Raw genomic sequence first — 24,066 nt, 5'->3', positions numbered from 1 at the left:
ACATCCACCAGACATGAAAAACCCGCCAGCAGGCGGGTTCTTCACATCAGCGGCGATCAGCCCTGAAACACATCGTCCACAGACTTCAGCGGGTAGTGCTTCGGATACGGCAGGGTTGCTACGCCAGACTCGATGGCCGCCTTGGCAACCGCGTCGGAAACCACGGTGATCAGGCGCTTGTCCATCGGCTTCGGAATGATGTACTCGCGGCCGAACTCCAGGGAAGCCACGCCGTAGGCATCGCAGACATCCTTGGGCACCGGCTGCTTGGCCAGGTCACGCAGCGCCAGAGCTGCTGCGATCTTCATTTCTTCGTTGATGCGGGTGGCACGAACGTCCAGCGCACCGCGGAAGATGAAGGGGAAGCCCAGCACGTTGTTCACCTGGTTCGGGTAGTCCGAACGGCCGGTGGCCATGATCACGTCGCTGCGAGTCGCATGGGCCAGTTCCGGCTGGATTTCCGGATCCGGGTTGGAGCAGGCGAAGACGATCGGGTTGGCCGCCATGCGCTTGAGGTCTTCCGCGCTCAGCAGGTTGGCGCCGGACAGACCGACGAACACGTCCGCCCCTTCCAGGGCATCGGACAGGGTGCGCTTGGAGGTCTCGTGGGCGAAGACCGCCTTGTACTGGTTCAGGTCATCGCGGCCGGCGTGGATCACGCCCTTGCGGTCGACCATGTAGATGTTCTCGACCTTGGCGCCCATGCTCACCAGCAGCTTCATGCAGGAGATGGCGGCAGCACCGGCACCCAGGCAGACGATCTGGGCTTCCGGCAGGGTCTTGCCGGCGATTTCCAGGGCATTGAGCATACCGGCGGCCGTGACGATGGCGGTACCGTGCTGGTCATCGTGGAAGACCGGGATGTCGCATTGTTCGATCAGGGTGCGCTCGATCTCGAAGCACTCGGGCGCCTTGATGTCTTCGAGGTTGATGCCGCCGAAGGTGATGGAGATGCGCTTGACGGTATCGATGAAGGCCTGGGGGCTCTCGGCATCCACTTCGATGTCGAACACGTCGACACCGGCGAAGCGCTTGAACAGAACACCCTTGCCTTCCATGACCGGCTTGGAAGCCAGCGGGCCGAGGTTGCCGAGGCCGAGGATGGCGGTGCCGTCGGAAATCACTGCCACCAGGTTGCCCTTGCCGGTGTACTTGTAGGCCAGCTCGGGATCACGGGCGATCTCGCGCACCGGCTCGGCGACGCCCGGGCTGTAGGCCAGCGAGAGGTCACGGGCGGTGGCGGTCGGCTTGGTCAGCTCGACGCTCAGTTTCCCGGGGCGGGGTTGGGCATGGTATTCGAGAGCGGCAGTTTTCAGATCAGACATGTTGGCATTCCGCTTTTACTGTTATGACAGACGGACGGGCGAGCATACGCAAGAAGCAAGGGGCCTACAAGACTAGGCAGTCACGGCTCGTCAACCCCTCTAACGTACGACTTTCAGCCAATCCCCAGGTTGCACATCACCGATTGGATACAGATTGTTGAGCAATCGTATCCTATTTTCCAGGTCGTGGGTGGAAACCGCAGCGTTTCCGACGGAAATGAAATCTGTCAGATGCTGCCCCTTCCCCACCTTAACCGTACGAATCCGTACCGGTTCGGCGAGGGACGCATCCTGCTCCGTCATTCCACGGAGACTAAGAACGGTGGCCAACACCTGTGCATCGGCATCCCGCAGGGCCGCGTCCTTCTCGGCCCCGGCGACGAAGAGATACGCGCGCGCGTCTCCGAAAGCCACCGCCACGCGTCGGGCCGGCGGGCCGGCGAGCCAGGCCGTCGCCCCGGGCAAGGCGGCGCCGTCCAGGGTGCGCGCGTCCAGTAGATGCCGATCCCCCACGCGAGCACCGAGGAATGCCATCGGCGATAGCCCTGGATCGACAGGTTCCGAGCGCAACCCGAGGTAGACAGCCCCATTTGGCGAGTAGGCCGTCACGGAGTCCGGCTCGCTGACCACTCGCCACCCCGGCGGATAGTCGAGCGCCACCCCCAGGGACTCGTGCGAGAGATGCCGACCACGCAGCACGCCCTGCCCCACCGGCCCACCGATGACCAACCCATCCAGCGCCTGGAAGTAGGCATCGCGATTCCAGACCCCCGAGCCCGTTTCTCGACTCATCAATTGGCGCAGGCGCGCCTCGTGGGCCGGATGCGAATCGAACAGCCCGTGATAGCCGCCAGCCTGTCGACCGGGATCAGCACGCTCCGAGCGGAGGAAGGCATCCTGGGCCTGGAGCACCTCGATGACCCTCACCAGCGCCTGCGGGTCATAGCCACTGCGCGCGAGGTACTGCAGCGCCAACTCGTCGGCCTGCAACTCCATCTCCCGGCCGTAGCCACGCACCAGCGCCCCGCCCAGGAGTTGCGTCGCATCCGCCACGGCCCCCACCCCGGTGCCCAGCGCCGCCACCTGGCCGATTGCACCCCAGGCCTGGGACTGACTCCGCTGTCGCGCACCATGGCGAGCCGTGACGTGGCCGATCTCATGGGCCAGCACCGCCGCCAGCTCCGCCTCCGACCCCAGGTAGGCCAAAAGCCCCCGGTGCACATAGATGTAGCCGCCCGGCAGGGCAAAGGCGTTGAGATCCGGCGAATCGACCACCGTAAAGATGAAGACCAGGTCAGGACGATGGCTGTACCGGGCCACCCGCTCCCCGACCCGCTGGACATAGGCCTGGAGCTGCGCATCCGGGTAGCGGGGGTAGCGTTGCTGCACGTCCTGGTTGTAGCGGATGCCAAGCTCCTGCTCGGCCGCCTCGTCCATCAGCACGAAGTCGTCCCGCCCCGTGGCCGGGTTCACAGCGCACCCGCTCGCCAGTGCCATGCACACGACCAGCAGCAGCCAGGGAAGAAAGGGCATCGCCACCTCGTTGAGGTCCACCGTGCCAGGAGCCGCGGTTCTACGTCGACCGGCGGTACAGCGTCAATGCCCGGAAGACGAGCATGAAAAAGGCGCCCCTCGGGGCGCCTTTTCGTGCAGCTGGGAGCTCGTTGCGAGCTTCCCGGCGAACGGGCCTTATTTGGCGCCGAACACGCCGAAGCGCTGCTTGAAGCGATCGATACGGCCGCCGGTGTCCAGGACCTTCTGCTTACCGGTGTAGAACGGGTGGCACTCGGAGCACACGTCGAGGCTGATGTTCTTGCCCAGGGTGGAGCGGGTCTTGATGACGTTACCGCAGCTGCAGGTAGCTTCGATCGCTACGTATTCGGGATGGATTTCCGGTTTCATGGCTTGATCCTCAGGTCTGGCGTGCCGCCACCCGACCCTATGTCGAGTACCGCACGGAAACAGGCGCGAGATGATACCAGACCTTCCCCGACGCGCAAGCGCAGCCTGCGCCGAGCGACGCACGGCACCCACCCCGCTGCTTGCGACAGGAACGGCATCCCCCTAGCATCCCCGGGCCCCCACCGGAGTTCCCCGTGCCCAGCCCCATCCTGCGACTCGCCCTGCCCTCGCCCCTGCGCCGCCTGTTCGACTACCGCGCCCCTGCCGGCGTGGCCCCGGCCGCCTTGCAGCCCGGTATACGCGTGCGGGTGCCGTTCGGCCGTCGCGAAGTCATCGGCGTACTGGTGGAAGTCACCGACCGCAGCGAAGTCCCGGAGGACAAGCTCCGCCCCGCGCTCGCCCTGCTGGACCGCCAGCCGCCATTGCCGGCGCCGCTGTTCCAGCTCTGCCTGTGGACGGCCCAGTACTACCAGCACAGCCTAGGCGATACCCTCAGCTGGGCACTCCCCGTGCTGCTGCGCCAGGGCGAACCGGCCGAAGCCCGCCAGGAGCGCTTCTGGCACGCCTGCGAAGGCGCCCGCGCCGACGACCCGCGCCTGGCCCGCGCGCCACGCCAGCGCCAGGCCCTGGCCATCCTCGCCCAGCATCCCCATGGCGTCGCCCACCAGTTGCTCGCACAGTTGCAGCTGAACAAGGACAGCCTCGACCTGCTGCTGGAAAAGGGACTGGCGCGCGTGGAGACCCGCCGCCACGCCCCCGCGCCGCGCCACGAACACTGGCTGGCCCAGGCCGAACTGCCGCTCAACGGCGAGCAGCGGGCCGCCTTCGACGCGGTACAGTCCTCCTTCGGCCAGTTCAACGCCTTCCTGCTCGCCGGCGTCACCGGCAGCGGCAAGACCGAGGTCTACCTGCAACTGATCCGCGAGACCCTGCAGGCCGGCAAGCAGGCCCTGGTGCTGATCCCCGAGATCAACCTCGGCCCGCAGACCCTCGAACGCTTCTCCCGGCGCTTCAACGCCCGCGTCGCCCTGCTGCACTCCGCCGTCAACGACCGCGAACGCCTGGACGCCTGGCTCGCCGCCCGCGACGGCGAGGCCGACATCATCATCGGCACCCGCTCGGCCCTGTTCACCCCCATGAAGAACCCGGGGCTGATCATCGTCGACGAAGAGCACGACGCTTCCTATAAACAGCAGGAAGGCCTGCGCTACCACGCCCGCGACCTGGCCATCGTCCGCGCCCGCCAGGAGAACGTGCCGATCCTGCTGGGCTCCGCCACCCCCTCGCTGGAAAGCCTGCAGAACGCCTACGCCGGCCGCTACGGCCTGCTGCGGCTGACCCAGCGCGCAGGCGGCGCCCGGCAGCCGCGTTTCCTGCGCCTGGACGTGAAGAGCCGCCCGCTCGACAGCGGCATCTCCGGCCCATTGCAACAGGCCATCCAGCAGACCCTGGAGGCCGGCCAGCAGGTGCTGGTCTTCCTCAACCGCCGAGGCTTCTCGCCCACCCTGCTGTGCCACGACTGCGGCTGGATCAGCCAGTGCACCCGCTGCGACGCCCGTATGACCCTGCACCAGCGCCACAACGAGCTGCGCTGCCACCACTGCGGCCACGTCCAGCGCCGCCCGGACAACTGCCCCGACTGCGGCAAGGTCGACCTGCGCCCCATCGGCGCCGGCACCGAGCGCGCCGAAGAACGCCTCGGCATCCTCTTCCCGCAGTTCCCCGTGCTGCGCATCGACCGCGACAGCACCTCGCGCAAGGATGCGATGGCCCAGCTGTTCGGCACCATCAACAAGGGCGAGCCCTGCATCCTCGTGGGCACCCAGATGCTCGCCAAGGGTCACCACTTCCCCCGGGTCACCCTGGTGGCGATCCTCGACGCCGATGGCGGCCTGTTCTCCGCCGACTTCCGCGCCAGCGAGCGCATGGCCCAGCTCATCGTCCAGGTGGCCGGTCGCGCCGGCCGCGCGGAGGAACCGGGCCGGGTGATCATCCAGACCCACCTGGCCGACCACCCGCTGCTGGTGCAACTCACCGAAGAGGGCTACTTCGCCTTCGCCGAGCAGGCCCTTTCCGAGCGCCGCGCCGCCGGCCTACCGCCCTTCGCCCACCTGGCCCTGCTACGGGCCGAAGCGCACAAGCCCGGACAGGCCGAAGCCTTCCTCGACAGCGCCTGTGCCGAAGCCGAACAGCAGCTGACCGAGCTGCACCTCAGCGGTGTCGAGCTGCTCGGCCCCGTCCCCGCCCCCATGGAGCGCCGTGCCGGCAAGCACCGCGCCCAGCTGCTGCTCCAGGCCAACAGCCGCGCCACCCTGCACCGCCTGCTCACGCCCTGGTCCCAGGCCCTGGAACAGCTCCCCGGCGGCAGGGCCGTGCGCTGGTCCCTGGATGTCGACCCGATCGACCTGTTCTGACGCGACCCACCGTCACAGGCGCCCCTCGGCGCCTGGCGCTTGAAGCGGCGGGCACTGCACGCCGATAATGCGCGGTTTTCAACCAGCGCCACGGCGCCGCCGACTTCCGGCCGAGAGCAGAACATGAAAGACACCATTCGCCAGCTGATCCAGCACGCCCTGAACCGTCTCGCCAGCGAAGGCGTACTGCCCGAAGGCCTGACCCCCACCATCCAGGTGGAAAACACCAAGGACAAGACCCACGGCGACTTCGCCAGCAACATCGCCATGATGCTGGCCAAGCCCGCCGGCCTGAAGCCGCGCGACCTGGCCGAGAAGCTGATCGCCGCCCTGCCCCAGGACGACCAGGTGAGCAAGGTGGAGATCGCCGGCCCCGGCTTCCTCAACTTCTTCCAGAACACCCAGGCCCTGGCCCAGCGCCTGGACGCCGCCCTGGCCGACGCCCACCTCGGCGTGCGCAAGGCCGGCCCGGCCCAGCGCGTGGTGGTCGACCTCTCCGCCCCCAACCTGGCCAAGGAGATGCACGTCGGCCACCTGCGCTCCACCATCATCGGTGACGGCGTGGCCCGCGTGCTGGAGTTCCTCGGCGACGAGGTGATCCGCCAGAACCACGTGGGCGACTGGGGCACCCAGTTCGGCATGCTGCTGGCCTACATGCAGGAGCAGCCGGTGGACAGCGACGCCGAGCTGTCGGACCTGGAAGGCTTCTACCGTGCCGCCAAGAAGCGCTTCGACGAATCCAGCGAATTCGCCGACCGCGCCCGCGAACTGGTGGTCAAGCTGCAGGCCGGCGATGCCGAGTGCCTGCGCCTGTGGAACCGCTTCAACGACATATCCCTCAGCCACTGCCAGGCCGTCTACGACCGCCTGGGCGTGAAGCTGACCATGGCCGATGTGAAGGGCGAGAGCGCCTACAACGACGACCTGCCCAACGTGGTCGCCGACCTGCGCGCCAAGGGCCTGCTTACCGAAAGCGACGGCGCGCTGTGCGTGTTCATGGACGAGTTCAAGAACGCCGAAGGCGACCCGCTGCCGCTGATCGTGCAGAAGGCCGGCGGTGGCTACCTCTACGCCACCACCGACCTCGCCGCTACCCGCTACCGCAGCGGCGTGCTCAAGGCCGACCGCGCCCTCTACTTCGTCGACCAGCGCCAGGCCCTGCACTTCCAGATGGTCTTCGCCGCCGCGCGCCTCGCCGGCTTCGTGCGTCCCGAGTTCGAGATGGAGCACATGGGCTTCGGCACCATGAACGGCGCCGACGGCAAGCCCTTCAAGACCCGCGACGGCGGCACCATTAAGCTGATCGACCTGCTCAACGAGGCCGAAGAGCGCGCCTATGCCCTGGTCAAGGAGAAGAACCCGGAGCTGGACGAGGCCGAACTGCGCCAGATCGCCCGCGCCGTCGGCATCGGCGCCGTCAAGTACGCCGACCTCTCCAAGCACCGCACCAGCGACTACAGCTTCAATTTCGAGCAGATGCTGAGCTTCGAAGGCAACACCGCGCCCTACCTGCTCTACGCCTACACCCGCACCGCCAGCGTGTTCCGCAAGCTGGGCAAGGGCGTCGACGAGATCGGCGGGCAGATCGTCCTCGCCGCCGAGCAGGAGCAGGCCCTGGCCGCCAAGCTGGCGCAGTTCGCCGACATCCTCAACAACGTCGCCGCCAAGGGCGTTCCGCACATCCTCTGCACCTACCTCTACGACCTGGCCGGCCTGTTCTCCAGCTTCTACGAGAACTGCCCGATCCTCGCCGCCGAGGACGAAGCCACCCAGCAGAGCCGCCTGCGCCTCGCCGCGCTGACCGGCCGCACCCTCAAGCAAGGCCTTGAACTCCTCGGCCTGAACACCCTGGAACGCATGTAACGGACCCATGGCGAAGAAGAAAGCAGCCCCCAAACGCGGAGCCAGCCGCTACCAGGCACCGGCGAAGAAGCCGGTGCCCGGCTGGGTCTGGCTGGCCATCGGCCTGGTCATCGGCGGCTTCGTGGTCATGCTGATGAAGCTCGAACCCGGCCGCGACGACATCCGCCGCGCCAAGCCCGAGCAACAGCAGCAGGCCGCCGGCGGCAAGCCCAAGCCCCAGGGGGGCCAGGCCCAACCCGCGCAGCCCCCGGCGGAGACCGAGCCGGCCAAGCCGAAGTACGACTTCTACACGCTGCTGCCGGAGTCCGAGGTGATCGTGCCGCCGGACGCCCTGCCCAAGGAGACGCCGGCCACCCCGCCGACGCCCCAGCAGCCGGTGACCCCGGAAGAAGCCGCGAAGATCGACAAGGCACGGGCCGAAGCCGCCCTCGCCGGCCAGGTACCGCCGCCTCCGCCCACCGTAGCCAAGGCGCCGACCACCACCCAGTTCTTCCTCCAGGCCGGCTCCTTCCGCAAGAAGGAAGACGCCGACCGCGTCCGCGCCCAGATCATCCTGCTGGGCCAGAACGTCCAGGTGGAGTCCGGCACCGTGCGCGAGGAAACCTGGTACCGCGTGCTGGTCGGCCCCTTCGCCAGCCGCGAGCAGCTCGCCACCGCACAGAAACAGCTGGCCGGCAGCGGCTTCGGTAATCTCCTGTTGCAACAGCGGCAGGCACGCTGATCGACGAATCACCCCCGCGCGGTTGAAAAGCCGCGCGGGCTCCCCCATCTGGGTTTCCATTCGGGCATTTTCGCCCCGCTGCGTGGAGACTCCTCCCTTGACCACCATCGTTTCAGTCCGCCGCAACGGCAAAGTCGTCATGGGCGGCGACGGCCAGGTTTCCCTCGGCAACACCGTCATGAAAGGCAACGCCAAGAAGGTGCGCCGGCTGTATCACGGCCAGGTGCTGGCCGGCTTCGCCGGCGCCACCGCCGATGCCTTCACCCTGTTCGAGCGCTTCGAAGGCCAACTGGAGAAACACCAGGGCCACCTCGTGCGGGCAGCCGTCGAACTGGCCAAGGACTGGCGTACCGACCGCTCCCTGAGCCGCCTGGAAGCCATGCTGGCCGTGGCCAACAAGGACGCCTCGCTGATCATCACCGGCAACGGTGACGTGGTCGAACCCGAGCACGGCCTGATCGCCATGGGCTCCGGCGGCGGTTTCGCCCAGGCCGCGGCCACCGCCCTGCTGCAGCGCACCGACCTCTCCGCGCGGGAAATCGCCGAGACCGCCCTGAACATCGCCGGCTCCATCTGCGTGTTCACCAACCAGAACCTGACCATCGAGGAGCTGGACAGCGCCGAATGAGCGCCCTGTCCAGCCCCGGAGCGACATCCATGTCCATGACCCCCCGCGAGATCGTCCACGAACTCAACCGCCACATCGTCGGCCAGGAAGACGCCAAGCGCGCCGTCGCCATCGCCCTGCGCAACCGCTGGCGGCGCATGCAGCTGCCCGCCGAGCTGCGGGCCGAGGTGACGCCGAAGAACATCCTGATGATCGGCCCCACCGGCGTCGGCAAGACCGAGATCGCCCGCCGCCTGGCCAAGCTGGCCAACGCCCCGTTCATCAAGGTCGAAGCCACCAAGTTCACCGAAGTGGGCTACGTCGGCCGCGACGTCGAGTCGATCATCCGCGACCTGGCCGATGCCGCCGTGAAGATGATGCGCGAGCAGGAGATCCACAAGGTCCGCCACCGCGCCGAAGACGCCGCCGAGGAGCGCATCCTCGACGCCCTGCTGCCGCCGGCGCGCAGCGGCTTCGGTGACGAGCCGCAGCGCGAGGACACCAACACCCGACAGCTGTTCCGCAAGCGCCTGCGCGAAGGCCAGCTGGACGACAAGGAAATCGACATCGAAGTGGCCGAAAACCCGGCCGGCGTCGAGATCATGGCCCCGCCCGGCATGGAGGAGATGACCAGCCAGTTGCAGAACCTGTTCTCCAACATGGGCAAGGGCAAGCGCAAGAGCCGCAAGCTCAAGGTCAAGGACGCGCTGAAGATGGTCCGCGACGAGGAGGCCGCGCGCCTGGTCAACGAGGAAGAACTCAAGGCCCGCGCCCTGGAAGCCGTGGAGCAGAACGGCATCGTCTTCATCGACGAGATCGACAAGGTCGCCAAGCGCGCCAACGTCGGTGGTGCCGACGTCTCCCGCGAGGGCGTGCAGCGTGACCTGCTGCCGCTGATCGAAGGCTGCACCGTCAACACCAAGCTCGGCATGGTCAAGACCGACCACATCCTGTTCATCGCCTCCGGCGCCTTCCACCTGGCCAAGCCCAGCGACCTGGTGCCCGAGCTGCAAGGTCGCCTGCCGATCCGCGTGGAACTCAAGGCCCTCTCCCCGGAGGACTTCGAGCGCATCCTCACCGAACCCCATGCCTCCCTCACCGAACAGTACACCGCACTGCTGAAGACCGAGGGCCTGAACGTCGAGTTCGCCCCCGAGGGCATCAAGCGCCTGGCCGAGATCGCCTGGCAGGTCAACGAGAAGACCGAGAACATCGGTGCCCGTCGCCTGCACACGCTGCTGGAGCGCCTGCTGGAGGAAGTCTCCTTCAGCGCCGGCGACCTCGCGGCGCAGCATGAGGAGGCACCGATCCGCATCGACGCCGCCTACGTCAACGGCCACCTGGGCGAGCTGGCCCAGGACGAAGACCTGTCGCGCTACATCCTCTAAGCTGTGCGACACACTCGCGTGCCAGCCGCGGCATCCCGCCCGGCTGGCCGCCCCGGTCCGGAGCCCCGCCCATGCGCATCCCCACCGCCATCGCACTGCACAAGGCATCCCGCACCCTGGTGCTCAGCTACGGCACTGAACGCCACAGCCTGCCCGCCGAATTCCTCCGCGTGCATTCCCCCTCCGCCGAGGTACAGGGTCACGGCCAGCCGGTGCTGCAATACGGCAAGCAGAACGTCGCCCTGGTGAAGGTCGAACCCGCCGGCAACTACGCCCTGAAACTGACCTTCGACGACGGCCACGACAGCGGCCTGTTCACCTGGGACTACCTCTACGAACTCGCCACCCGCCAGGACGAGCTCTGGAAGGACTACCTGGCGCAGCTCCAGGCCGCCGGGCGCTCCCGCGACCCCGACGAAAGCGTCGTCCGCCTCATGCTCTGAAGCGGTGCAGGCCCTGGCCCCATCCTGGCCAGGGCGCACGCGGTTAGAGCGCATTTTCTAGATCCCGCCGCCATACTCTTCGACGCACGCCAGCCCCCGGGCCAGCTTGCGCATTCACCTAAACTCGGGTAACCAGAACTGGCAGGTTCCATGCATTTGGCAACCAAAGGTTCACAGAAACAGGCGAAGTTCTCTTCGCACCCCCGGTAACCCGAGCAGTACCAGGCCACGCTTAACTGTCCCGTACAGCAGTTCGCCGGTATCCGTCTCAGGACAATGGAGCGTCGTAGATGAGCAACAAGAACAACGAAGACCTGCAGCGACAAGCCTCGGAGAACACCCTGGGCCTGAACCCGGTGATCGGCATCCGCGGAAAGGACCTGCTGACCTCCGCACGCATGGTCATGCTGCAGGCCGTCAAGCAGCCCTTCCACAGTGCCAAGCATGTCGCCCGTTTCGGCGTCGAACTGAAGAACGTGCTGCTCGGATCCTCCGAACTGCACCCCGAAGCGGATGATCGCCGCTTCAACGACCCGGCCTGGAGCCAGAACCCGCTCTATCGCCGCTACCTGCAGACCTACCTCGCCTGGCGCAAGGAACTGCACCAGTGGATTGAGCACAGCAACCTGTCCGAGTCCGATACCAGCCGCGGCCACTTCGTGATCAACCTGATGACCGAGGCCATGGCCCCCACCAACACCATGGCCAACCCGGCGGCGGTCAAGCGCTTCTTCGAGACCGGCGGCAAGAGCCTGCTCGACGGCCTTTCCCACCTGGCCAAGGACTTGGTCAACAACGGCGGCATGCCGAGCCAGGTGAACATGGACGCCTTCGAGGTCGGCAAGAACCTCGCCACCACCGAAGGCGCCGTGGTGTTCCGCAACGACGTGCTGGAGCTGATCCAGTACAAGCCCATCACCGAGCAGGTGCATGAACGCCCGCTGCTGGTGGTGCCGCCGCAGATCAACAAGTTCTACGTCTTCGACCTTTCCCCGGAGAAGAGCCTGGCGCGCTTCAACCTGCGCAACGGCATCCAGACCTTCATCGTCAGCTGGCGCAACCCCACCAAGGCCCAGCGCGAATGGGGCCTTTCGACCTACATCGAGGCCCTCAAGGAAACCATCGAGGTGGTGCTGAAGATCACCGGCGCCAAGGACCTCAACATGCTCGGTGCCTGCTCCGGCGGCATCACCACCGTCGCCCTGCTGGGCCACTACCAGGCCATCGGCGAGGAGAAGGTGCACGCCTTCACCCAGTTGGTGAGCGTGCTGGACTTCAACCTCGACACCCAGGTCGCGCTGTTCGCCGACGAGCAGACCCTCGAAGCCGCCAAACGCCGCTCGTACCAGTCGGGCGTGCTCGAAGGCAAGGACATGGCCAAGGTGTTCGCCTGGATGCGACCCAACGACCTGATCTGGAACTACTGGGTGAACAACTACCTGCTGGGCAACGAGCCGCCGGTGTTCGACATCCTCTACTGGAACAACGACACCACGCGCCTGCCCGCCGCCTTCCACGGCGAGCTGGTGGAGATGTTCAAGACCAACCCGCTGACCCGGCCCGACGCGCTGGAAGTCTGCGGCACCCCGATCGACCTGAAGAAGGTCACCTGCGACTTCTTCTGCGTGGCCGGCACAACCGACCACATCACCCCCTGGGAAGCCTGCTACCGCTCGGCCCGCCTGCTGGGCGGCAAGTGCGAGTTCGTGCTGTCCAACAGCGGCCACATCCAGAGCATCCTCAACCCGCCGGGCAACCCCAAGGCGCGCTTCTCCACCGGCAGCGACATGCCCGCCGACCCGAAGGCCTGGCAGGAGAACGCCACCAAGCACGCCGACTCCTGGTGGCTGCACTGGCAGGCCTGGCTGGCCGAGCGCTCGGGCAAGCTGAAGAAAGCCACGCTGACCCTCGGCAACAAGGCCTACCCGGCCGGCGAGGCGTCCCCTGGAACCTATGTCCACGAGCGCTGATCGCGCCTCGCGCGCATCGTCGCCCCGGCACCCGGACGTGCCGAACCGGTTCGCCGCCCGAATGGGCGGCGGCCTGAGCCGGCTCATCCCCGGCAGTCCAGGCGGAGCCCCAGCCGGCGCCGCCCGCCGTATCCACCCATAGGGGCTCGCGCATGCCGCAACCTTTCGTCTTCCGCACCATCGACCTCGACGGCCAGACCATCCGCACTGCGGTACGTCCGGGCGGCGAACACCTGACGCCGCTGCTGATCTTCAACGGCATCGGCGCCAACCTCGAGCTGGTGTTCCCCTTCGTCCAGGCGCTGGACCCGGACCAGGAGGTGATCGCCTTCGACGTCCCCGGCGTCGGCGGTTCCTCCACCCCCAGCACGCCCTACCGCTTCCCCGGCCTGGCCAAGCTCGCCGCGCGGATGCTGGACTACCTCGACTACGGTCAGGTCAACGCCATCGGCGTCTCCTGGGGTGGCGCGCTCGCCCAGCAGTTCGCCCACGACTACCCCGAGCGCTGCAAGAAGCTGATCCTCGCCGCCACCTCCGCCGGCGCGGTGATGGTGCCCGGCAAGCCCAAGGTGCTAATGCGCATGGCCAGCCCGCGGCGCTACATCCAGCCGTCCTACGGCGTGCACATCGCCCCGGACATCTACGGCGGCGCCTTCCGCCGCGACCCCGGCCTGGCCATGGCTCACGCGAGCAAGGTGCGCTCCTCCGGCAAGCTGGGCTACTACTGGCAACTGTTCGCCGGCCTCGGCTGGACCAGCATCCACTGGCTGCACCGCATCCGCCAGCCCACCCTGGTGCTGGCCGGCGATGACGACCCGATCATCCCGCTGGTGAACATGCGCCTGCTGGCCTGGCGTATCCCCAATGCGGAACTGCACGTGATCGACGACGGCCACCTGTTCCTGGTGACACGCGCTGAAACAGTCGCGCCGATCATCATGAAGTTCCTCGCCCAGGAGCGGCGGCGGGCAGTCATGCACCCCAAGCCGCTGCTGCCCCGTACCCCCTGAGCCAAATCGCGCCCCAGGATGGGGCCCTTCCCTACCTGAGCGCCGGCACGGTGCAGCCCGCCCGGACTTGAATTTCCCGGGAACTGGTCTGGAATGCACCTGTCGTGCTCGTGGTACGAGCCTTGCTGACCCTCCATGACGATGGACTGATTACGGAGTGTTGCCCCCATGCGAGAGAAAAAGGACTCGGGCGCCTTGCCGGTCCCCGCTAACTTCATGAACGTGCAGAGCGCCATTGTCGGCCTCCGAGGCAAGGACCTGGCCTCGACCGTCCGCACCCTGGCCGTGCACAGCGCCAAGCGCCCGGTGCACAGCGCCCGCCACCTGCTCAAGCTGGGCGGCAAGCTCGGCCGTGTGCTGCTGGGAGACACGCCCTACACCCCCAACCCGCAGGATGCGCGCTTCGCCGACCCGTCCTGGCGGCTCAACCCCTTCTACCGGCGCGGGCTCCAGGCCTACCTGGCCTGGCAGCAGCACCTGATGGAGTGGATCGACGACAGCGAGCTGTCCCCGGACGACCGCACCCGCGCACGCTTCGTGCTGTCGCTGCTCAGCGATGCCGTGGCCCCGTCCAACAGCCTGCTCAATCCGCTGGCGGTCAAGGAGCTGTTCAACACCGGCGGCCTCAGCCTGATCAACGGTGCGCGCCACCTGTTCGACGACCTGCTGCACAACAACGCCATGCCCAGCCAGGTCAGCAAGCATGCCTTCGAAGTCGGGCGGAACCTGGCCACCACACCGGGCTCGGTGGTGTTCCGCAACGAGATGCTGGAGCTGATCCAGTACAAGCCCATGAGCGAGAAGCAGTACCTCAAGCCCCTGGTGATCGTTCCCCCGCAGATCAACAAGTTCTACATCTTCGACCTGACGCCGGAGAAGAGCTTCGTCCAGTACGCCCTGAAGAACGGCCTGCAGGTGTTCGCCATCAGCTGGCGCAACCCCGACGCGCGTCACCGCGAGTGGGGCCTGTCCAGCTATGTGAAGGCCCTGGAGGAAGCCACCGATGTGTGCCGCGCCATCACCGGCAGCAAGGACCTCAACCTGGTCGGCGCCTGCGCCGGCGGCCTGACCATCGCCGCCCTGCAAGGCCACCTGCAGGCCAAGCGGCAGTTGCGCAAGGTCAGCAGCGCCACCTACCTGGTCAGCCTGCTGGACTCCCAGGTGGAAACACCGGCCGCGCTGTTCGCCGACGAGCAGACCCTCGAAGCCGCCAAGCGCCGCTCCTACCAGGCCGGCGTGCTGGATGGCCGCGACATGTCGAAGATCTTCGCCTGGATGCGTCCCAACGACCTGGTGTGGAACTACTTCATCAACAACTACCTGCTGGGCCGCCAGCCACCGGCCTTCGACATCCTCTACTGGAACAACGACAACACCCGGCTGCCGGCCGCCATGCACGGCGACATGCTCGACCTGTTCAAGCACAACCCGCTGACCCGCCCCGGCGCGCTGGAAGTGTGCGGCACGCCGATCGACCTGAAGAAGGTCACCGTCGACAGCTTCAGCGTGGCCGGTATCAACGACCACATCACGCCCTGGGAGTCGGTCTACCGCTCCGCCCTGCTGCTGGGGGGCGAGAGCCGCTTCGTGCTCTCCAACAGCGGCCACATCCAGAGCATCCTCAACCCGCCCGGCAACCCCAAGGCCACCCACCTGGAGAACCCCACCCTCAGCTCCGACCACCGTGCCTGGTACTACGACGCGGAGAGCGTCGCCGGCAGCTGGTGGCCGAAATGGCTGGAGTGGATCCAGGCGCGCTCGGGCGAGCAGCGGGAAACCCAGGTGGCGCTGGGCAACCCGGACTACCCGCCGATGGAGGCCTCGCCCGGCACCTACGTACACGTACGCTGAACAGGAAGTCGCCGGACCCGGTGGGCGGGTCCGGCAGAACAGAACAAGAAGGCAGGATGAAGACCCGCGACCGCATACTCGAATGCGCCCTGGCGCTGTTCAACCAGGAGGGCGAACCCAACGTCACCACCCTGGAGATCGCCACCGAGCTGGGCATCAGCCCCGGCAACCTCTACTACCACTTCCACGGCAAGGAGCCGCTGGTGATGGCGCTGCTGGAGCGCTTCCAGGCCGAGACCGAGCCCCTGCTCGACCCACCCGATGGCGCCCGGCTGGACGTGGAGGAGTACTGGCTGTTCCTGCACCTGATCGTCGAGCGGGTGGCGCGCTACCGCTTCCTCTTCCAGGACCTGTCCAACCTGGCCGGGCGCTTGCCCCGGCTCGCACGCGGCATGCGCCACTGGCTGAACGCCCTCAAGCGCACCCTGGCCGCCCTGCTGGCCCGCCTGAAGGCGGACGACCAGCTGGTGAGCGACACCCCCGCCCTCGGCCAGCTGGTGGAGCAGATCACCCTCACCCTGCTGTTCTCGCTGGACTACCAGCGCATCCTCGGCAACGGCGCCGGCGAGAGCCAACTGGTGGTCTTCCAGATCATGATGCTGGTGGCGCCCCACCTGCGCCCGGAGGCGCGGATGGCCGTCGAAGGCCTCGCCCGTCGCTACCTGGAAGCCTGAAACGAGAACGCCCGGCATGGGCCGGGCGTTCAAGTGACCTGGGGTGATCAGGCCTGGGGCGTCGCCGCACTCGGCGCATCCGCAGCAGCCGGAGCCGGTGCTGCCGGAGCAGCGGGCGCAGCCGCCGGGGCCGGAGCCGCCGCTTTCGCTGGAGCCGGCTTCTTGGCCGGAGCCTTCTTCGCAGCCGGTTTGGCTGCAGGCTTGGCGGCGGCAGGCTTGGCTGCAGGTTTTGCAGCGGCAGCCTTGGCGGCCGGCTTCGCAGCAGCCGGTTTGGCAGCTGCGGGCTTGGCGGCCGGCTTGGCAGCAGTGGCTTTCGCCGGAGCAGCCTTGGCGGCAGGCTTGGTCGCCGGTTGGGCAGCAGGCTTAGCGGCCGGCTTGGCTGCAGCGGCCTTCGCCGGCGCTGCCTTGGCGGCGGGCTTGGCTGCCGGTTTGACCGCCTTGGCGGAAACACCGGTCAGCTTCTCGATCTGCTTGGTCAGGGCCTCGACCTTGCCGTGCAGTTCCTTCACCTCGTTGCGGCTGGGCACGCCCAGGCGGGAGATGGCGCTGTTCAGGCGCTTGTCGAAGGCCTCTTCCAGCTCGCTCCACTTGCCGAGCGCCTTGTCCTTCACTTCATCGACCCGGGACTTGGCCGAATCCACGCGCGAACCGACACGGGACTTGACGGCATCGACCTGCTTGTCGACTTCGGTCTTGGCCTGCTTCTCGGCCTTCTCGCCATCCTTGACCAGGGTGTCGAACAGCTTGGTGCCGTCGTTGCTGATCTTGGAATAGGCCCCGAGGCCCGCCAACCAGATCTGGCGCGAGTATTTCTCGATCTCGCCGATCCAGGAGTTGGTTTCTTTTGCGGTTTTCTTCTTACCAGCCATCCTGCTCTCCTTATTTGGTTCGCGCGACGTGTTCGAGCAATGCGCTCAACTCATCGAGCTTAGCAGAGAGTGCCTCAACGTCCTGGCGGGAGGGAATCCCGAGGCGATTGAGTGCCACTGCTACGCGGTTGTCGAATGCTTTCTCGATGCGGTCGATCTGGACCTCGACCTTTTCCTTCACGCCCGCCACGCTCTCGAGCACGCTGCCCTTGACCGAGTCGAGCTGGCTGTTGGCCGCCTCGACACCGGCATCGACGCTCTTGCGGCCGCGCTTCTCGACGCCTTCGCCGGCCTTGACCAGCTCACGCAGGTAGTCGACGCCTTCCTGGCCGGCCTTGGCGTAGGCGCCCAGGCCTGCCAGCCAGATCTTCCTGGCATAGAGGCGTACGTCGGAAAGAACGGGGGTCTTCTCTACTTCGACTTTCTTCTTGGCGGTGGCTGCCTTGGCCATGGTGCACCTCACGCGGATTGTGGGGGACTCGCCCGGAATCGGGGCTTGGGGTGCACGTTAGCCAGGAAAATTAGAAACCGCATACTAGCCGCAGGACGGGTGCGGCGGCCGTCAGGCCAGGTATTCGTCCAGGGCCTTCTCGATCTCGCGCTTCACGCTGCCGCCCATGGCCGACAGCAGCAGGCCCAGCTTCACCTCGACATTGACCCTGTCGTCGCTCACCTCGATGCGCCCGTCAGCCCCGCTGCGGCTGAACTCCAGGGTGTCGCCGCGCCACTGGTAACGCACGTCGTACTCGCGCGCCAGGCGCTCGGCGAGCTGCTCGGCCTTCTCCCGCACGGCGGCTTTTCCGAGCTGGTGGGAACGTTCGACGTGGATGCGTGCCATGGGTGTCTCCGGACTGCGACTTAAGGTCGCGCGACTATAGCAGGCCACTCCAGGCGCCGGGCGCAGCCCAAGACAAACCAGGCCGACAAGCCTAGAATGGCCGCCAATTCTATTCCGGGGCAGCGACATGAACGAACCGCGCAAAGGCCACGACGCCGAACCCACCACCCACTTCGGCTACCAGAACGTGCCGGAGAGCCAGAAGGCCGCCAAGGTCGCCGAAGTGTTCCACTCGGTGGCCGCCAAGTACGACCTGATGAACGACCTGATGTCCGGCGGCGTCCACCGGCTGTGGAAGCGCTTCACCATCGAGCTGTCCGGCGTGCGCCCGGGCAACCGCGTGCTGGACATTGCCGGCGGCACCGGCGACCTCACCCGCCAGTTCTCCCGCCTGGTCGGCCCCACCGGTGAAGTGGTCCTCGCCGACATCAACGCCTCCATGCTCCAGGTCGGTCGCGACAAGCTGCTGGACAGCGGAGTCGCCGGCAACGTCAGCTTCGTCCAGGCCGATGCCGAGAAGCTGCCCTTCCCCGACAACCACTTCGACGTCGTCACCATCGCCTTCGGCCTACGCAACGTCACCCACAAGGACGCCGCCCTGCGTTCCATGCTGCGCGTGCTCAAGCCCGGTGGCCGCCTGCTGGTGCTGGAGTTTTCCAAGCCCACCAGCAACCTGCTGAGCAAGGCCTACGACGCCTACTCCTTCACCCTGCTGCCGCTGATGGGCAAGCTGATCACCAACGACGCCGAGAGCTACCGCTACCTGGCCGAATCGATCCGCATGCACCCCGACCAGGAAACCCTCAAGGCCATGATGGTGGAAGCCGGGTTCGAACGGACCACCTTCCACAACATGACCGGCGGCATCGTCGCCCTGCATCGCGGCATCAAGCCCTGATGCTCACCCAGGCCCTGCTGGCCGGCGCCGAACACGGCCTCAACCGGGTCCTGCGCCTCGACGCCACCGCCCTGCCCCGGCTGTCCCGCCTGGAAGGCAAGGTGATCCGCATCGACTGCCAGGCCCCCGCGCTGGAGCTCTACCTGCTGCCCGGTGGCGACGGTCTGGTCCTCGCCGCCCACTGGGCCGCACCGGCCGACTGCACCCTGCGCGCCCCCGCCGCGAGCCTGCTGCGCCTGGCCCTGAGCAAGGAGAAGACCGCCGTCCTGCACCGCCCCGAGGTAGAGCTGGACGGCGACAGCGCCGCGCTCATGGAACTGGCCGCGGTGCTGCAGGACCTGGAGCTGGACTGGGAATACGAAGTCTCCCGCTGGCTCGGCCCGGTGGGCACCCAACTGCTCGCCGGCCACCTGCGCAGCCGCGCCGGCTGGGCCGGGCAGAGTCTGGACAGCCTGCGCCAGAACCTCGCCGACTACCTCGCCGAGGAATCCCGCACCCTGGTGGGCCAGCGTGAAGCGGAAGCCCGCTTCGCCGAACTGGACCGTCTCAAGATCGATCTCGACCGTCTCGAAGCCCGCATCGGTCGCCTGACCCGGAAAAGTCCCCCAGACGCATGAAGCTGCTCGCCGTCCGCCGCCTGTTGCGCATCCAGAGCGTGGTCATCCGCTACCGCCTCGACGACCTGATATTCGACCTCCCGCTGCCCTGGTGGCTGCGCATGCTCGGCTGCCTGCTGCCCTGGCGCTGGCTCCCCCGGCGCGACCTGCAGCTGACCCGTGGCGAGCGCCTGCGCCTGGCCCTCGAAGGCCTCGGGCCGATCTTCATCAAGTTCGGCCAACTGCTCTCCACCCGCCGTGACCTGCTGCCGCCGGACATCGCCGACGAGCTGGCACGCCTGCAGGACCAGGTCCCTCCCTTCGACCCCGAGCAGGCCGTACGCCTGATCGAAGAGCAGCTCGGCGCCCGCATCAGCGACGTCTTCACCCGCTTCGACGTCGCCCCGCTGGCCTCCGCCTCCGTGGCCCAGGTCCACGCCGCGCGCCTGAAGAGCGGCGAAGACGTGGTGGTCAAGGTGGTGCGCCCGGGCCTCAAGCCGGTGATCCGCCAGGACCTCGCCTGGCTGTTCCTCATCGCCCGCCTGGCCGAGCGCCTCTCCAGCGACGCCCGCCGCCTGCGCCCGGTGGAAGTGGTCAGCGACTACGAGAAGACCATCTACGACGAGCTCGACCTGCTGCGCGAAGCGGCCAACGCCAGCCAGCTGCGGCGCAACTTCGAAGGCTCGCCGCTGCTCTACGTGCCCCAGGTCTACTGGGACTGGTGCCGCCCCAAGGTGCTGGTGATGGAGCGCATCTACGGCGTCCCGGTCACCGACCTGGCCACCCTCGCCGACCAGCGAACCGACCTCAAGTTGCTGGCCGAACGCGGCGTGGAGATCTTCTTCACCCAGGTGTTCCGCGACAGCTTCTTCCACGCCGACATGCACCCCGGCAACATCTTCGTCAGCACCCGTCAGCCCTGGAACCCGCAGTACATCGCCATCGACTGCGGCATCATCGGCAGCCTCACCCCCGAGGACCAGGACTACCTCGCGCGCAACCTCATCGCCTTCTTCAAGCGTGACTACCGCCGCGTCGCCCAGCTGCACATCGACTCCGGCTGGGTCCCGGCGGAGACCCGGGTGAACGACTTCGAAGCGGCCATCCGCACCGTCTGCGAACCCATCTTCGAAAAGCCGCTGAAGGACATCTCCTTCGGCCAGCTGCTGCTGCGCCTGTTCCAGACCGCACGCCGCTTCAACATGGAAGTGCAGCCGCAACTGGTATTGCTGCAGAAGACCCTGCTCAACATCGAAGGCCTCGGTCGCCAGCTCTACCCCGACCTCGACCTCTGGAGCACCGCCCAGCCCTACCTGGAGCGCTGGATGCGCGAGCGCGTCAGCCCCAAGAGCCTGCTGTCCAACCTGCAGGCCCAGGTCGAGCAGGTGCCGCACCTGGCCGGCATGACCCGCGACCTGCTGGAGCGCATGAGCCAACCCCACGCCAGCGACCCGCCACCGCCCTGGCGCCGTGCCAGCGACGGTCTCGCCCCGCGCCTGATCGGCGCCGCCCTGCTGGTGGGCGCGGCCAGTACCGGCCTGGAGCAGCACCTCGCCGCCTGGCCGGCCTGGCTGATGCTGGCCAGTGGTCTGTATCTCGTACTTCGCCGATAGCCAAGGCCGCGCCAGCGCTGGCACACTACTGCCCCCGGCCGGGCCCGCACCCGGCCTGCTCGTGGAAACCGACATGAACGACTGGCTGGAAGACATCCACTGGAACGCCGACGGCCTGGTCCCGGCCATTGCCCAGGACCACAAGACCGGACGCATCCTGATGATGGCCTGGATGAACCGCGAATCCCTGGCCCTGACCGTAGCCGAGAACCGTGCCATCTACTGGTCACGCTCGCGCGGCAAACTCTGGCGCAAGGGTGAGGAATCCGGCCATGTGCAGAAGCTCCACGAGTTGCGCCTGGACTGCGACGCCGACGTGATCGTGCTGATGGTCGAGCAGATCGGCGGCATCGCCTGCCACACCGGCCGCGAAAGCTGCTTCTACCGCGTCTACGAGAACGGCGGCTGGAAGACCGTCGACGCGGTCATCAAGGACCCCGACGCGATCTACCACGCAGGACATGCACATGAGTGACACCCTTTCCCGCCTCGCCGAGGTGCTCGAAGCCCGCAAGAACGCGCCGGCCGACTCCTCCTACGTGGCCAGCCTGTACCACAAGGGGCTGAACAAGATCCTCGAGAAGGTGGGCGAGGAATCGGTTGAAACCATCCTGGCCGCCAAGGATGCCGCCACCAGCGGCGACTGCAGCGACCTGATCTACGAAACCGCCGACCTCTGGTTCCACAGCCTGGTCATGCTCGCCGCCCTCGGCCAGCATCCCCAGGCCGTACTGGACGAACTGGAGCGTCGCTTCGGCCTGTCCGGGCACGCTGAAAAAGCCGCCCGCCAGCCTTCCGCCTAACGAATCGATACGCAGGAGCAAACCATGGGTATTTTCGACTGGAAACACTGGGTGGTCATTCTGATCGTCGTCGTCCTGGTCTTCGGCACCAAGCGCCTGAAGAACCTCGGCTCCGACGTCGGCGAAGCCATCAAGGGCTTCCGCAAGGCCATGAACACCGAAGAGGAGCAGAAGGCCGAGCAGCCCCAGCAGCCCGCCGCCCAGCCGACTGCCGCCCCGCTGAACCAGCCGCACACCATCGACGGCCAGGCACACAAGGTCGAAGAGCCGACTGTGCGCAAGGACTGATGCGCCATGTTCGGCATCAGCTTTGGTGAATTGCTGCTGATCGGCCTCGTGGCCCTGCTGGTGCTCGGTCCCGAGCGCCTGCCGGGTGCTGCACGTACGGCAGGCCTGTGGATCGGCCGCCTGAAACGCAGCTTCAACGCCATCAAGCAGGAAGTGGAGCGCGAGATCGGCGCCGACGAGATCCGTCGCCAACTGCACAACGAGCAGATCATGGCGATGGAGCGGCAGATCAAGGAAAGCATCGTGCCGCCCAGCCTGGAGAACCTGCTGGCCGACCCGGCGCAGCGTGACGAAGCCGCCGAGGCCTCGCCCACCCCGGCCGCCCCGCAGCCGGCACCGGCTCCCGCCCCGGCAGCCAGCGCTCCACCGTCGCCTGCTGCCCAGCCCGTGCCCGGCACGACACCCGCCGCGTCCGGCGCCACGGTCGCCACCCCGCTGGCGACCCCGCAGGCTGCCACGCCCCCCTCCGCCGAACCGCCACAGCCGCCCCGCCCCCTATGAGCGACCAGAAGCCGGAATACGACCAGGAGATGCCCCTGGTCTCGCACCTCGCCGAACTGCGTACCCGCCTGCTGCGTTGCGTCGCGGCGGTGTTCCTGATCTTCGCCGGGCTGTTCTACTTCGCCCAGAAGATCTACACCCTCGTCTCCGCACCGCTGCGCCAGTACCTGCCGGAAGGCGCGACGATGATCGCCACCGACGTGGCCTCGCCCTTCCTCACCCCGTTCAAGCTGACCATGGTGGTGGCGCTGTTCCTCGCCATGCCGGTGATCCTGCACCAGGTCTGGGGCTTCATCGCACCCGGCCTGTACAAGCACGAGAAGCGCGTGGCCATGCCCTTGCTGGTGTCCAGCATCGTGCTGTTCTACTCCGGGATGGCCTTCGCCTACTTCCTGGTGTTCCCGCTGATCTTCCACTTCTTCGCCAGCGTCACCCCCGAAGGCGTGTCGATGATGACGGACATCGCCAGCTACCTCGACTTCGTCATGACGCTATTCTTCGCCTTCGGCGTCGCCTTCGAGATCCCCGTCGCCGTGGTGCTGCTGATCTGGATCGGCGTGGTCGACGTGGCCTACCTGAAGAAGATCCGCCCGTACGTGATCATCGGCTGCTTCGTGGTCGGCATGATCCTCACCCCGCCGGACATCTTCTCCCAGACCCTCCTGGCCGTGCCCATGTGGCTGCTATTCGAGGTCGGCGTGTTCTGCGGCGGCCTGGTGCGCCGGCGCAGCGACACGCCGGAAAGCGAGCCCGAAGACCAGCCGCCCGCCACACGCCCGTGAACCTCCTGCTGCTGGAAGAGGGCGACTTCGTCGCCCCCGGCCATGCCCTCCTGCGTGGCCGCCGCCTGAAGCACCTGCACGACGTGCACCGCGCCGAAGCCGGTGACAGCCTGCGGGTCGGCCTGCTCGGCGGCGCCATGGGCGAAGGCCGGCTGACCGTCCTGGAAGCCGACCACGCCGAACTGCAGGTGAGCCTCGACCAGCCGCCGCCGGCCAAGCTGCCGCTGACCCTGCTGCTGGCCCTGCCACGCCCGAAGATGCTCCGCCGCGTGCTGCAGACCGTCGCCACCATGGGCGTCCCGCGCCTGGTGCTGCTCAACAGCTACCGGGTCGAGAAGAGCTTCTGGCAGACCCCCTTCCTCGAGCCCGCCGCCATCCGCGAGCAGCTGATCCTCGGCCTCGAACAGGGCCGCGACACGGTGCTCCCCGAGGTGGTGATCGAGAAACGCTTCAAGCCCTTCGTCGAAGACTGCCTGCCCGCCCTCGCCGCCGGCACCCGTGCCCTGGTCGGCCACCCCGGCCCCTGGCCGGACTGCCCCCGTGCCGTGGAAGGCCCCATCACCCTCGCCATCGGCCCCGAAGGCGGCTGGATCCCCTACGAAGTCGAGAAGCTGCAAGCCACCGGATTCGAAGCGGTGCAACTGGGCGAACGCATCCTGCGGGTCGAGACGGCGGTTACCGCTCTGCTCGCCCGCCTGTTCTGACAGGCG

General features: G+C 67.2%; 25 protein-coding genes. 19 read left to right on the top strand and 6 right to left on the bottom strand.

What is annotated here, in order from left to right; all coding sequences use genetic code 11:
* Window positions 1-56: 56 nt before the first annotated feature.
* The 3 genes from BM198_RS26530 to rpmE all read right to left on the bottom strand — a co-directional run bounded on the left by BM198_RS26530 (window position 57) and on the right by rpmE (window position 3,227).
* Window positions 57-1,325 (bottom strand): malic enzyme-like NAD(P)-binding protein, encoded by a 1,269-nt coding sequence (locus BM198_RS26530; protein WP_074973678.1) that lies wholly within the window; start codon window positions 1,323-1,325, stop codon window positions 57-59.
* A gap of 99 nt (window positions 1,326-1,424) precedes the next feature.
* On the bottom strand, window positions 1,425-2,858 hold the full coding sequence (locus BM198_RS26525) for a M48 family metalloprotease (protein ID WP_074973676.1): 1,434 nt from the start codon (window positions 2,856-2,858) through the stop codon (window positions 1,425-1,427).
* 156 nt (window positions 2,859-3,014) lie between these two features.
* Window positions 3,015-3,227 carry a 50S ribosomal protein L31 gene (rpmE, locus tag BM198_RS26520; RefSeq protein ID WP_003453200.1) on the bottom strand — a complete coding sequence of 71 codons (213 nt, stop codon included), beginning with the start codon at window positions 3,225-3,227 and terminating at the stop codon, window positions 3,015-3,017.
* A 194-nt stretch (window positions 3,228-3,421) separates the two neighbouring features.
* Here rpmE and BM198_RS26515 point away from each other — a divergent pair, with 194 nt between their 5' ends.
* The 10 genes from BM198_RS26515 (at window position 3,422) to BM198_RS26470 (ending at window position 16,168) form a co-directional block, all read left to right on the top strand.
* The gene (locus BM198_RS26515) at window positions 3,422-5,641 is read left to right on the top strand and encodes a primosomal protein N' (protein ID WP_074973675.1); all 2,220 of its coding nucleotides are present in this window, start codon (window positions 3,422-3,424) and stop codon (window positions 5,639-5,641) included.
* A 123-nt stretch (window positions 5,642-5,764) separates the two neighbouring features.
* Window positions 5,765-7,504 carry an arginine--tRNA ligase gene (argS, locus tag BM198_RS26510; protein ID WP_074973673.1) on the top strand — a complete coding sequence of 580 codons (1,740 nt, stop codon included), beginning with the start codon at window positions 5,765-5,767 and terminating at the stop codon, window positions 7,502-7,504.
* Window positions 7,505-7,511: 7 nt separating this feature from the next.
* Complete coding sequence (locus BM198_RS26505) at window positions 7,512-8,225, top strand: SPOR domain-containing protein (RefSeq protein WP_074973670.1); 714 nt, start codon at window positions 7,512-7,514, stop codon at window positions 8,223-8,225.
* Window positions 8,226-8,322: 97 nt separating this feature from the next.
* A complete protein-coding gene (gene hslV / locus BM198_RS26500) occupies window positions 8,323-8,853 on the top strand; it encodes an ATP-dependent protease subunit HslV (protein ID WP_044406703.1) in 531 nt (176 codons plus the stop codon).
* 29 nt (window positions 8,854-8,882) lie between these two features.
* Window positions 8,883-10,220, top strand: a complete 1,338-nt coding sequence (hslU, locus tag BM198_RS26495; RefSeq protein WP_044406700.1) for an ATP-dependent protease ATPase subunit HslU — start codon at window positions 8,883-8,885, stop codon at window positions 10,218-10,220.
* Between the two features lie 71 nt (window positions 10,221-10,291).
* Entirely contained in the window at window positions 10,292-10,663 is a 372-nt protein-coding gene (locus tag BM198_RS26490) for a gamma-butyrobetaine hydroxylase family protein (RefSeq protein ID WP_074973668.1), read from the top strand.
* A gap of 290 nt (window positions 10,664-10,953) precedes the next feature.
* Window positions 10,954-12,633 (top strand): class II poly(R)-hydroxyalkanoic acid synthase, encoded by a 1,680-nt coding sequence (gene phaC / locus BM198_RS26485; RefSeq protein WP_074973666.1) that lies wholly within the window; start codon window positions 10,954-10,956, stop codon window positions 12,631-12,633.
* Window positions 12,634-12,785: 152 nt separating this feature from the next.
* Window positions 12,786-13,643 carry a poly(3-hydroxyalkanoate) depolymerase gene (phaZ, locus tag BM198_RS26480; protein ID WP_044406694.1) on the top strand — a complete coding sequence of 286 codons (858 nt, stop codon included), beginning with the start codon at window positions 12,786-12,788 and terminating at the stop codon, window positions 13,641-13,643.
* 168 nt (window positions 13,644-13,811) lie between these two features.
* Window positions 13,812-15,494: a class II poly(R)-hydroxyalkanoic acid synthase gene (gene phaC / locus BM198_RS26475; RefSeq protein ID WP_074973665.1), complete on the top strand. Its 1,683-nt coding sequence runs from the start codon at window positions 13,812-13,814 to the stop codon at window positions 15,492-15,494.
* Between the two features lie 56 nt (window positions 15,495-15,550).
* Window positions 15,551-16,168: a TetR/AcrR family transcriptional regulator gene (locus BM198_RS26470; RefSeq protein WP_044406688.1), complete on the top strand. Its 618-nt coding sequence runs from the start codon at window positions 15,551-15,553 to the stop codon at window positions 16,166-16,168.
* A gap of 47 nt (window positions 16,169-16,215) precedes the next feature.
* Here BM198_RS26470 and BM198_RS26465 read toward each other — a convergent pair whose 3' ends face one another.
* From BM198_RS26465 to BM198_RS26455, 3 genes are all read right to left on the bottom strand, one after another.
* Window positions 16,216-17,037 (bottom strand): phasin family protein, encoded by an 822-nt coding sequence (locus tag BM198_RS26465; protein ID WP_074973663.1) that lies wholly within the window; start codon window positions 17,035-17,037, stop codon window positions 16,216-16,218.
* A 10-nt stretch (window positions 17,038-17,047) separates the two neighbouring features.
* Entirely contained in the window at window positions 17,048-17,488 is a 441-nt protein-coding gene (locus BM198_RS26460) for a phasin family protein (RefSeq protein ID WP_044406681.1), read from the bottom strand.
* 111 nt (window positions 17,489-17,599) lie between these two features.
* Window positions 17,600-17,875 carry a polyhydroxyalkanoic acid system family protein gene (locus tag BM198_RS26455; protein WP_044406678.1) on the bottom strand — a complete coding sequence of 92 codons (276 nt, stop codon included), beginning with the start codon at window positions 17,873-17,875 and terminating at the stop codon, window positions 17,600-17,602.
* Between the two features lie 127 nt (window positions 17,876-18,002).
* On the opposite strand from BM198_RS26455, the gene ubiE reads away from it, so the two are divergent.
* The 9 genes from ubiE (at window position 18,003) to BM198_RS26410 (ending at window position 24,060) form a co-directional block, all read left to right on the top strand.
* On the top strand, window positions 18,003-18,773 hold the full coding sequence (ubiE, locus tag BM198_RS26450) for a bifunctional demethylmenaquinone methyltransferase/2-methoxy-6-polyprenyl-1,4-benzoquinol methylase UbiE (RefSeq protein ID WP_044406675.1): 771 nt from the start codon (window positions 18,003-18,005) through the stop codon (window positions 18,771-18,773).
* Window positions 18,773-19,390: a ubiquinone biosynthesis accessory factor UbiJ gene (locus BM198_RS26445; protein ID WP_074973661.1), complete on the top strand. Its 618-nt coding sequence runs from the start codon at window positions 18,773-18,775 to the stop codon at window positions 19,388-19,390. Before ubiE ends, BM198_RS26445 begins: the two co-directional genes overlap by 1 nt.
* Window positions 19,387-20,982, top strand: coding sequence for a ubiquinone biosynthesis regulatory protein kinase UbiB (gene ubiB / locus BM198_RS26440; RefSeq protein WP_074973659.1), 1,596 nt, complete (start codon window positions 19,387-19,389; stop codon window positions 20,980-20,982). Before BM198_RS26445 ends, ubiB begins: the two co-directional genes overlap by 4 nt.
* 73 nt (window positions 20,983-21,055) lie before the next feature.
* The gene (gene hisI, locus BM198_RS26435) at window positions 21,056-21,457 is read left to right on the top strand and encodes a phosphoribosyl-AMP cyclohydrolase (protein ID WP_044406666.1); all 402 of its coding nucleotides are present in this window, start codon (window positions 21,056-21,058) and stop codon (window positions 21,455-21,457) included.
* Window positions 21,450-21,785 carry a phosphoribosyl-ATP diphosphatase gene (locus tag BM198_RS26430; RefSeq protein ID WP_044406663.1) on the top strand — a complete coding sequence of 112 codons (336 nt, stop codon included), beginning with the start codon at window positions 21,450-21,452 and terminating at the stop codon, window positions 21,783-21,785. Before hisI ends, BM198_RS26430 begins: the two co-directional genes overlap by 8 nt.
* 24 nt (window positions 21,786-21,809) lie before the next feature.
* Window positions 21,810-22,073 (top strand): twin-arginine translocase TatA/TatE family subunit, encoded by a 264-nt coding sequence (locus BM198_RS26425; RefSeq protein ID WP_074973657.1) that lies wholly within the window; start codon window positions 21,810-21,812, stop codon window positions 22,071-22,073.
* 6 nt (window positions 22,074-22,079) lie between these two features.
* Window positions 22,080-22,574 (top strand): Sec-independent protein translocase protein TatB, encoded by a 495-nt coding sequence (gene tatB / locus BM198_RS26420; RefSeq protein ID WP_074973655.1) that lies wholly within the window; start codon window positions 22,080-22,082, stop codon window positions 22,572-22,574.
* Entirely contained in the window at window positions 22,571-23,356 is a 786-nt protein-coding gene (tatC, locus tag BM198_RS26415) for a twin-arginine translocase subunit TatC (RefSeq protein ID WP_074973653.1), read from the top strand. The genes tatB and tatC overlap by 4 nt, the downstream gene beginning before the upstream one ends.
* On the top strand, window positions 23,353-24,060 hold the full coding sequence (locus BM198_RS26410; RefSeq protein ID WP_074973651.1) for a 16S rRNA (uracil(1498)-N(3))-methyltransferase: 708 nt from the start codon (window positions 23,353-23,355) through the stop codon (window positions 24,058-24,060). Before tatC ends, BM198_RS26410 begins: the two co-directional genes overlap by 4 nt.
* The last annotated feature ends 6 nt before the right edge of the window (window positions 24,061-24,066 follow it).

The sequence above is a fragment of the Metapseudomonas otitidis genome (assembly GCF_900111835.1).
GTDB lineage: Bacteria > Pseudomonadota > Gammaproteobacteria > Pseudomonadales > Pseudomonadaceae > Metapseudomonas > Metapseudomonas otitidis.
This window is presented reverse-complemented; position numbering and strand designations above follow the sequence as displayed.

Excerpts from the sequence above, each read along its gene's own strand:
- BM198_RS26530 (WP_074973678.1), bottom strand. The coding sequence starts at position 1,325 with ATGTCTGATCTGAAAACTGCCGCTCTCGAATACCATGCCCAACCCCGC.
- BM198_RS26525 (WP_074973676.1), bottom strand. The coding sequence starts at position 2,858 with ATGCCCTTTCTTCCCTGGCTGCTGCTGGTCGTGTGCATGGCACTGGCG.
- rpmE (WP_003453200.1), bottom strand. The coding sequence starts at position 3,227 with ATGAAACCGGAAATCCATCCCGAATACGTAGCGATCGAAGCTACCTGC.
- argS (WP_074973673.1), top strand. The coding sequence starts at position 5,765 with ATGAAAGACACCATTCGCCAGCTGATCCAGCACGCCCTGAACCGTCTC.
- BM198_RS26505 (WP_074973670.1), top strand. The coding sequence starts at position 7,512 with ATGGCGAAGAAGAAAGCAGCCCCCAAACGCGGAGCCAGCCGCTACCAG.
- hslU (WP_044406700.1), top strand. The coding sequence starts at position 8,883 with ATGTCCATGACCCCCCGCGAGATCGTCCACGAACTCAACCGCCACATC.
- BM198_RS26490 (WP_074973668.1), top strand. The coding sequence starts at position 10,292 with ATGCGCATCCCCACCGCCATCGCACTGCACAAGGCATCCCGCACCCTG.
- phaC (WP_074973666.1), top strand. The coding sequence starts at position 10,954 with ATGAGCAACAAGAACAACGAAGACCTGCAGCGACAAGCCTCGGAGAAC.
- phaZ (WP_044406694.1), top strand. The coding sequence starts at position 12,786 with ATGCCGCAACCTTTCGTCTTCCGCACCATCGACCTCGACGGCCAGACC.
- phaC (WP_074973665.1), top strand. The coding sequence starts at position 13,812 with ATGCGAGAGAAAAAGGACTCGGGCGCCTTGCCGGTCCCCGCTAACTTC.
- BM198_RS26470 (WP_044406688.1), top strand. The coding sequence starts at position 15,551 with ATGAAGACCCGCGACCGCATACTCGAATGCGCCCTGGCGCTGTTCAAC.
- BM198_RS26465 (WP_074973663.1), bottom strand. The coding sequence starts at position 17,037 with ATGGCTGGTAAGAAGAAAACCGCAAAAGAAACCAACTCCTGGATCGGC.
- BM198_RS26460 (WP_044406681.1), bottom strand. The coding sequence starts at position 17,488 with ATGGCCAAGGCAGCCACCGCCAAGAAGAAAGTCGAAGTAGAGAAGACC.
- BM198_RS26455 (WP_044406678.1), bottom strand. The coding sequence starts at position 17,875 with ATGGCACGCATCCACGTCGAACGTTCCCACCAGCTCGGAAAAGCCGCC.
- ubiE (WP_044406675.1), top strand. The coding sequence starts at position 18,003 with ATGAACGAACCGCGCAAAGGCCACGACGCCGAACCCACCACCCACTTC.
- BM198_RS26445 (WP_074973661.1), top strand. The coding sequence starts at position 18,773 with ATGCTCACCCAGGCCCTGCTGGCCGGCGCCGAACACGGCCTCAACCGG.
- ubiB (WP_074973659.1), top strand. The coding sequence starts at position 19,387 with ATGAAGCTGCTCGCCGTCCGCCGCCTGTTGCGCATCCAGAGCGTGGTC.
- hisI (WP_044406666.1), top strand. The coding sequence starts at position 21,056 with ATGAACGACTGGCTGGAAGACATCCACTGGAACGCCGACGGCCTGGTC.
- BM198_RS26430 (WP_044406663.1), top strand. The coding sequence starts at position 21,450 with ATGAGTGACACCCTTTCCCGCCTCGCCGAGGTGCTCGAAGCCCGCAAG.
- BM198_RS26425 (WP_074973657.1), top strand. The coding sequence starts at position 21,810 with ATGGGTATTTTCGACTGGAAACACTGGGTGGTCATTCTGATCGTCGTC.
- tatB (WP_074973655.1), top strand. The coding sequence starts at position 22,080 with ATGTTCGGCATCAGCTTTGGTGAATTGCTGCTGATCGGCCTCGTGGCC.
- tatC (WP_074973653.1), top strand. The coding sequence starts at position 22,571 with ATGAGCGACCAGAAGCCGGAATACGACCAGGAGATGCCCCTGGTCTCG.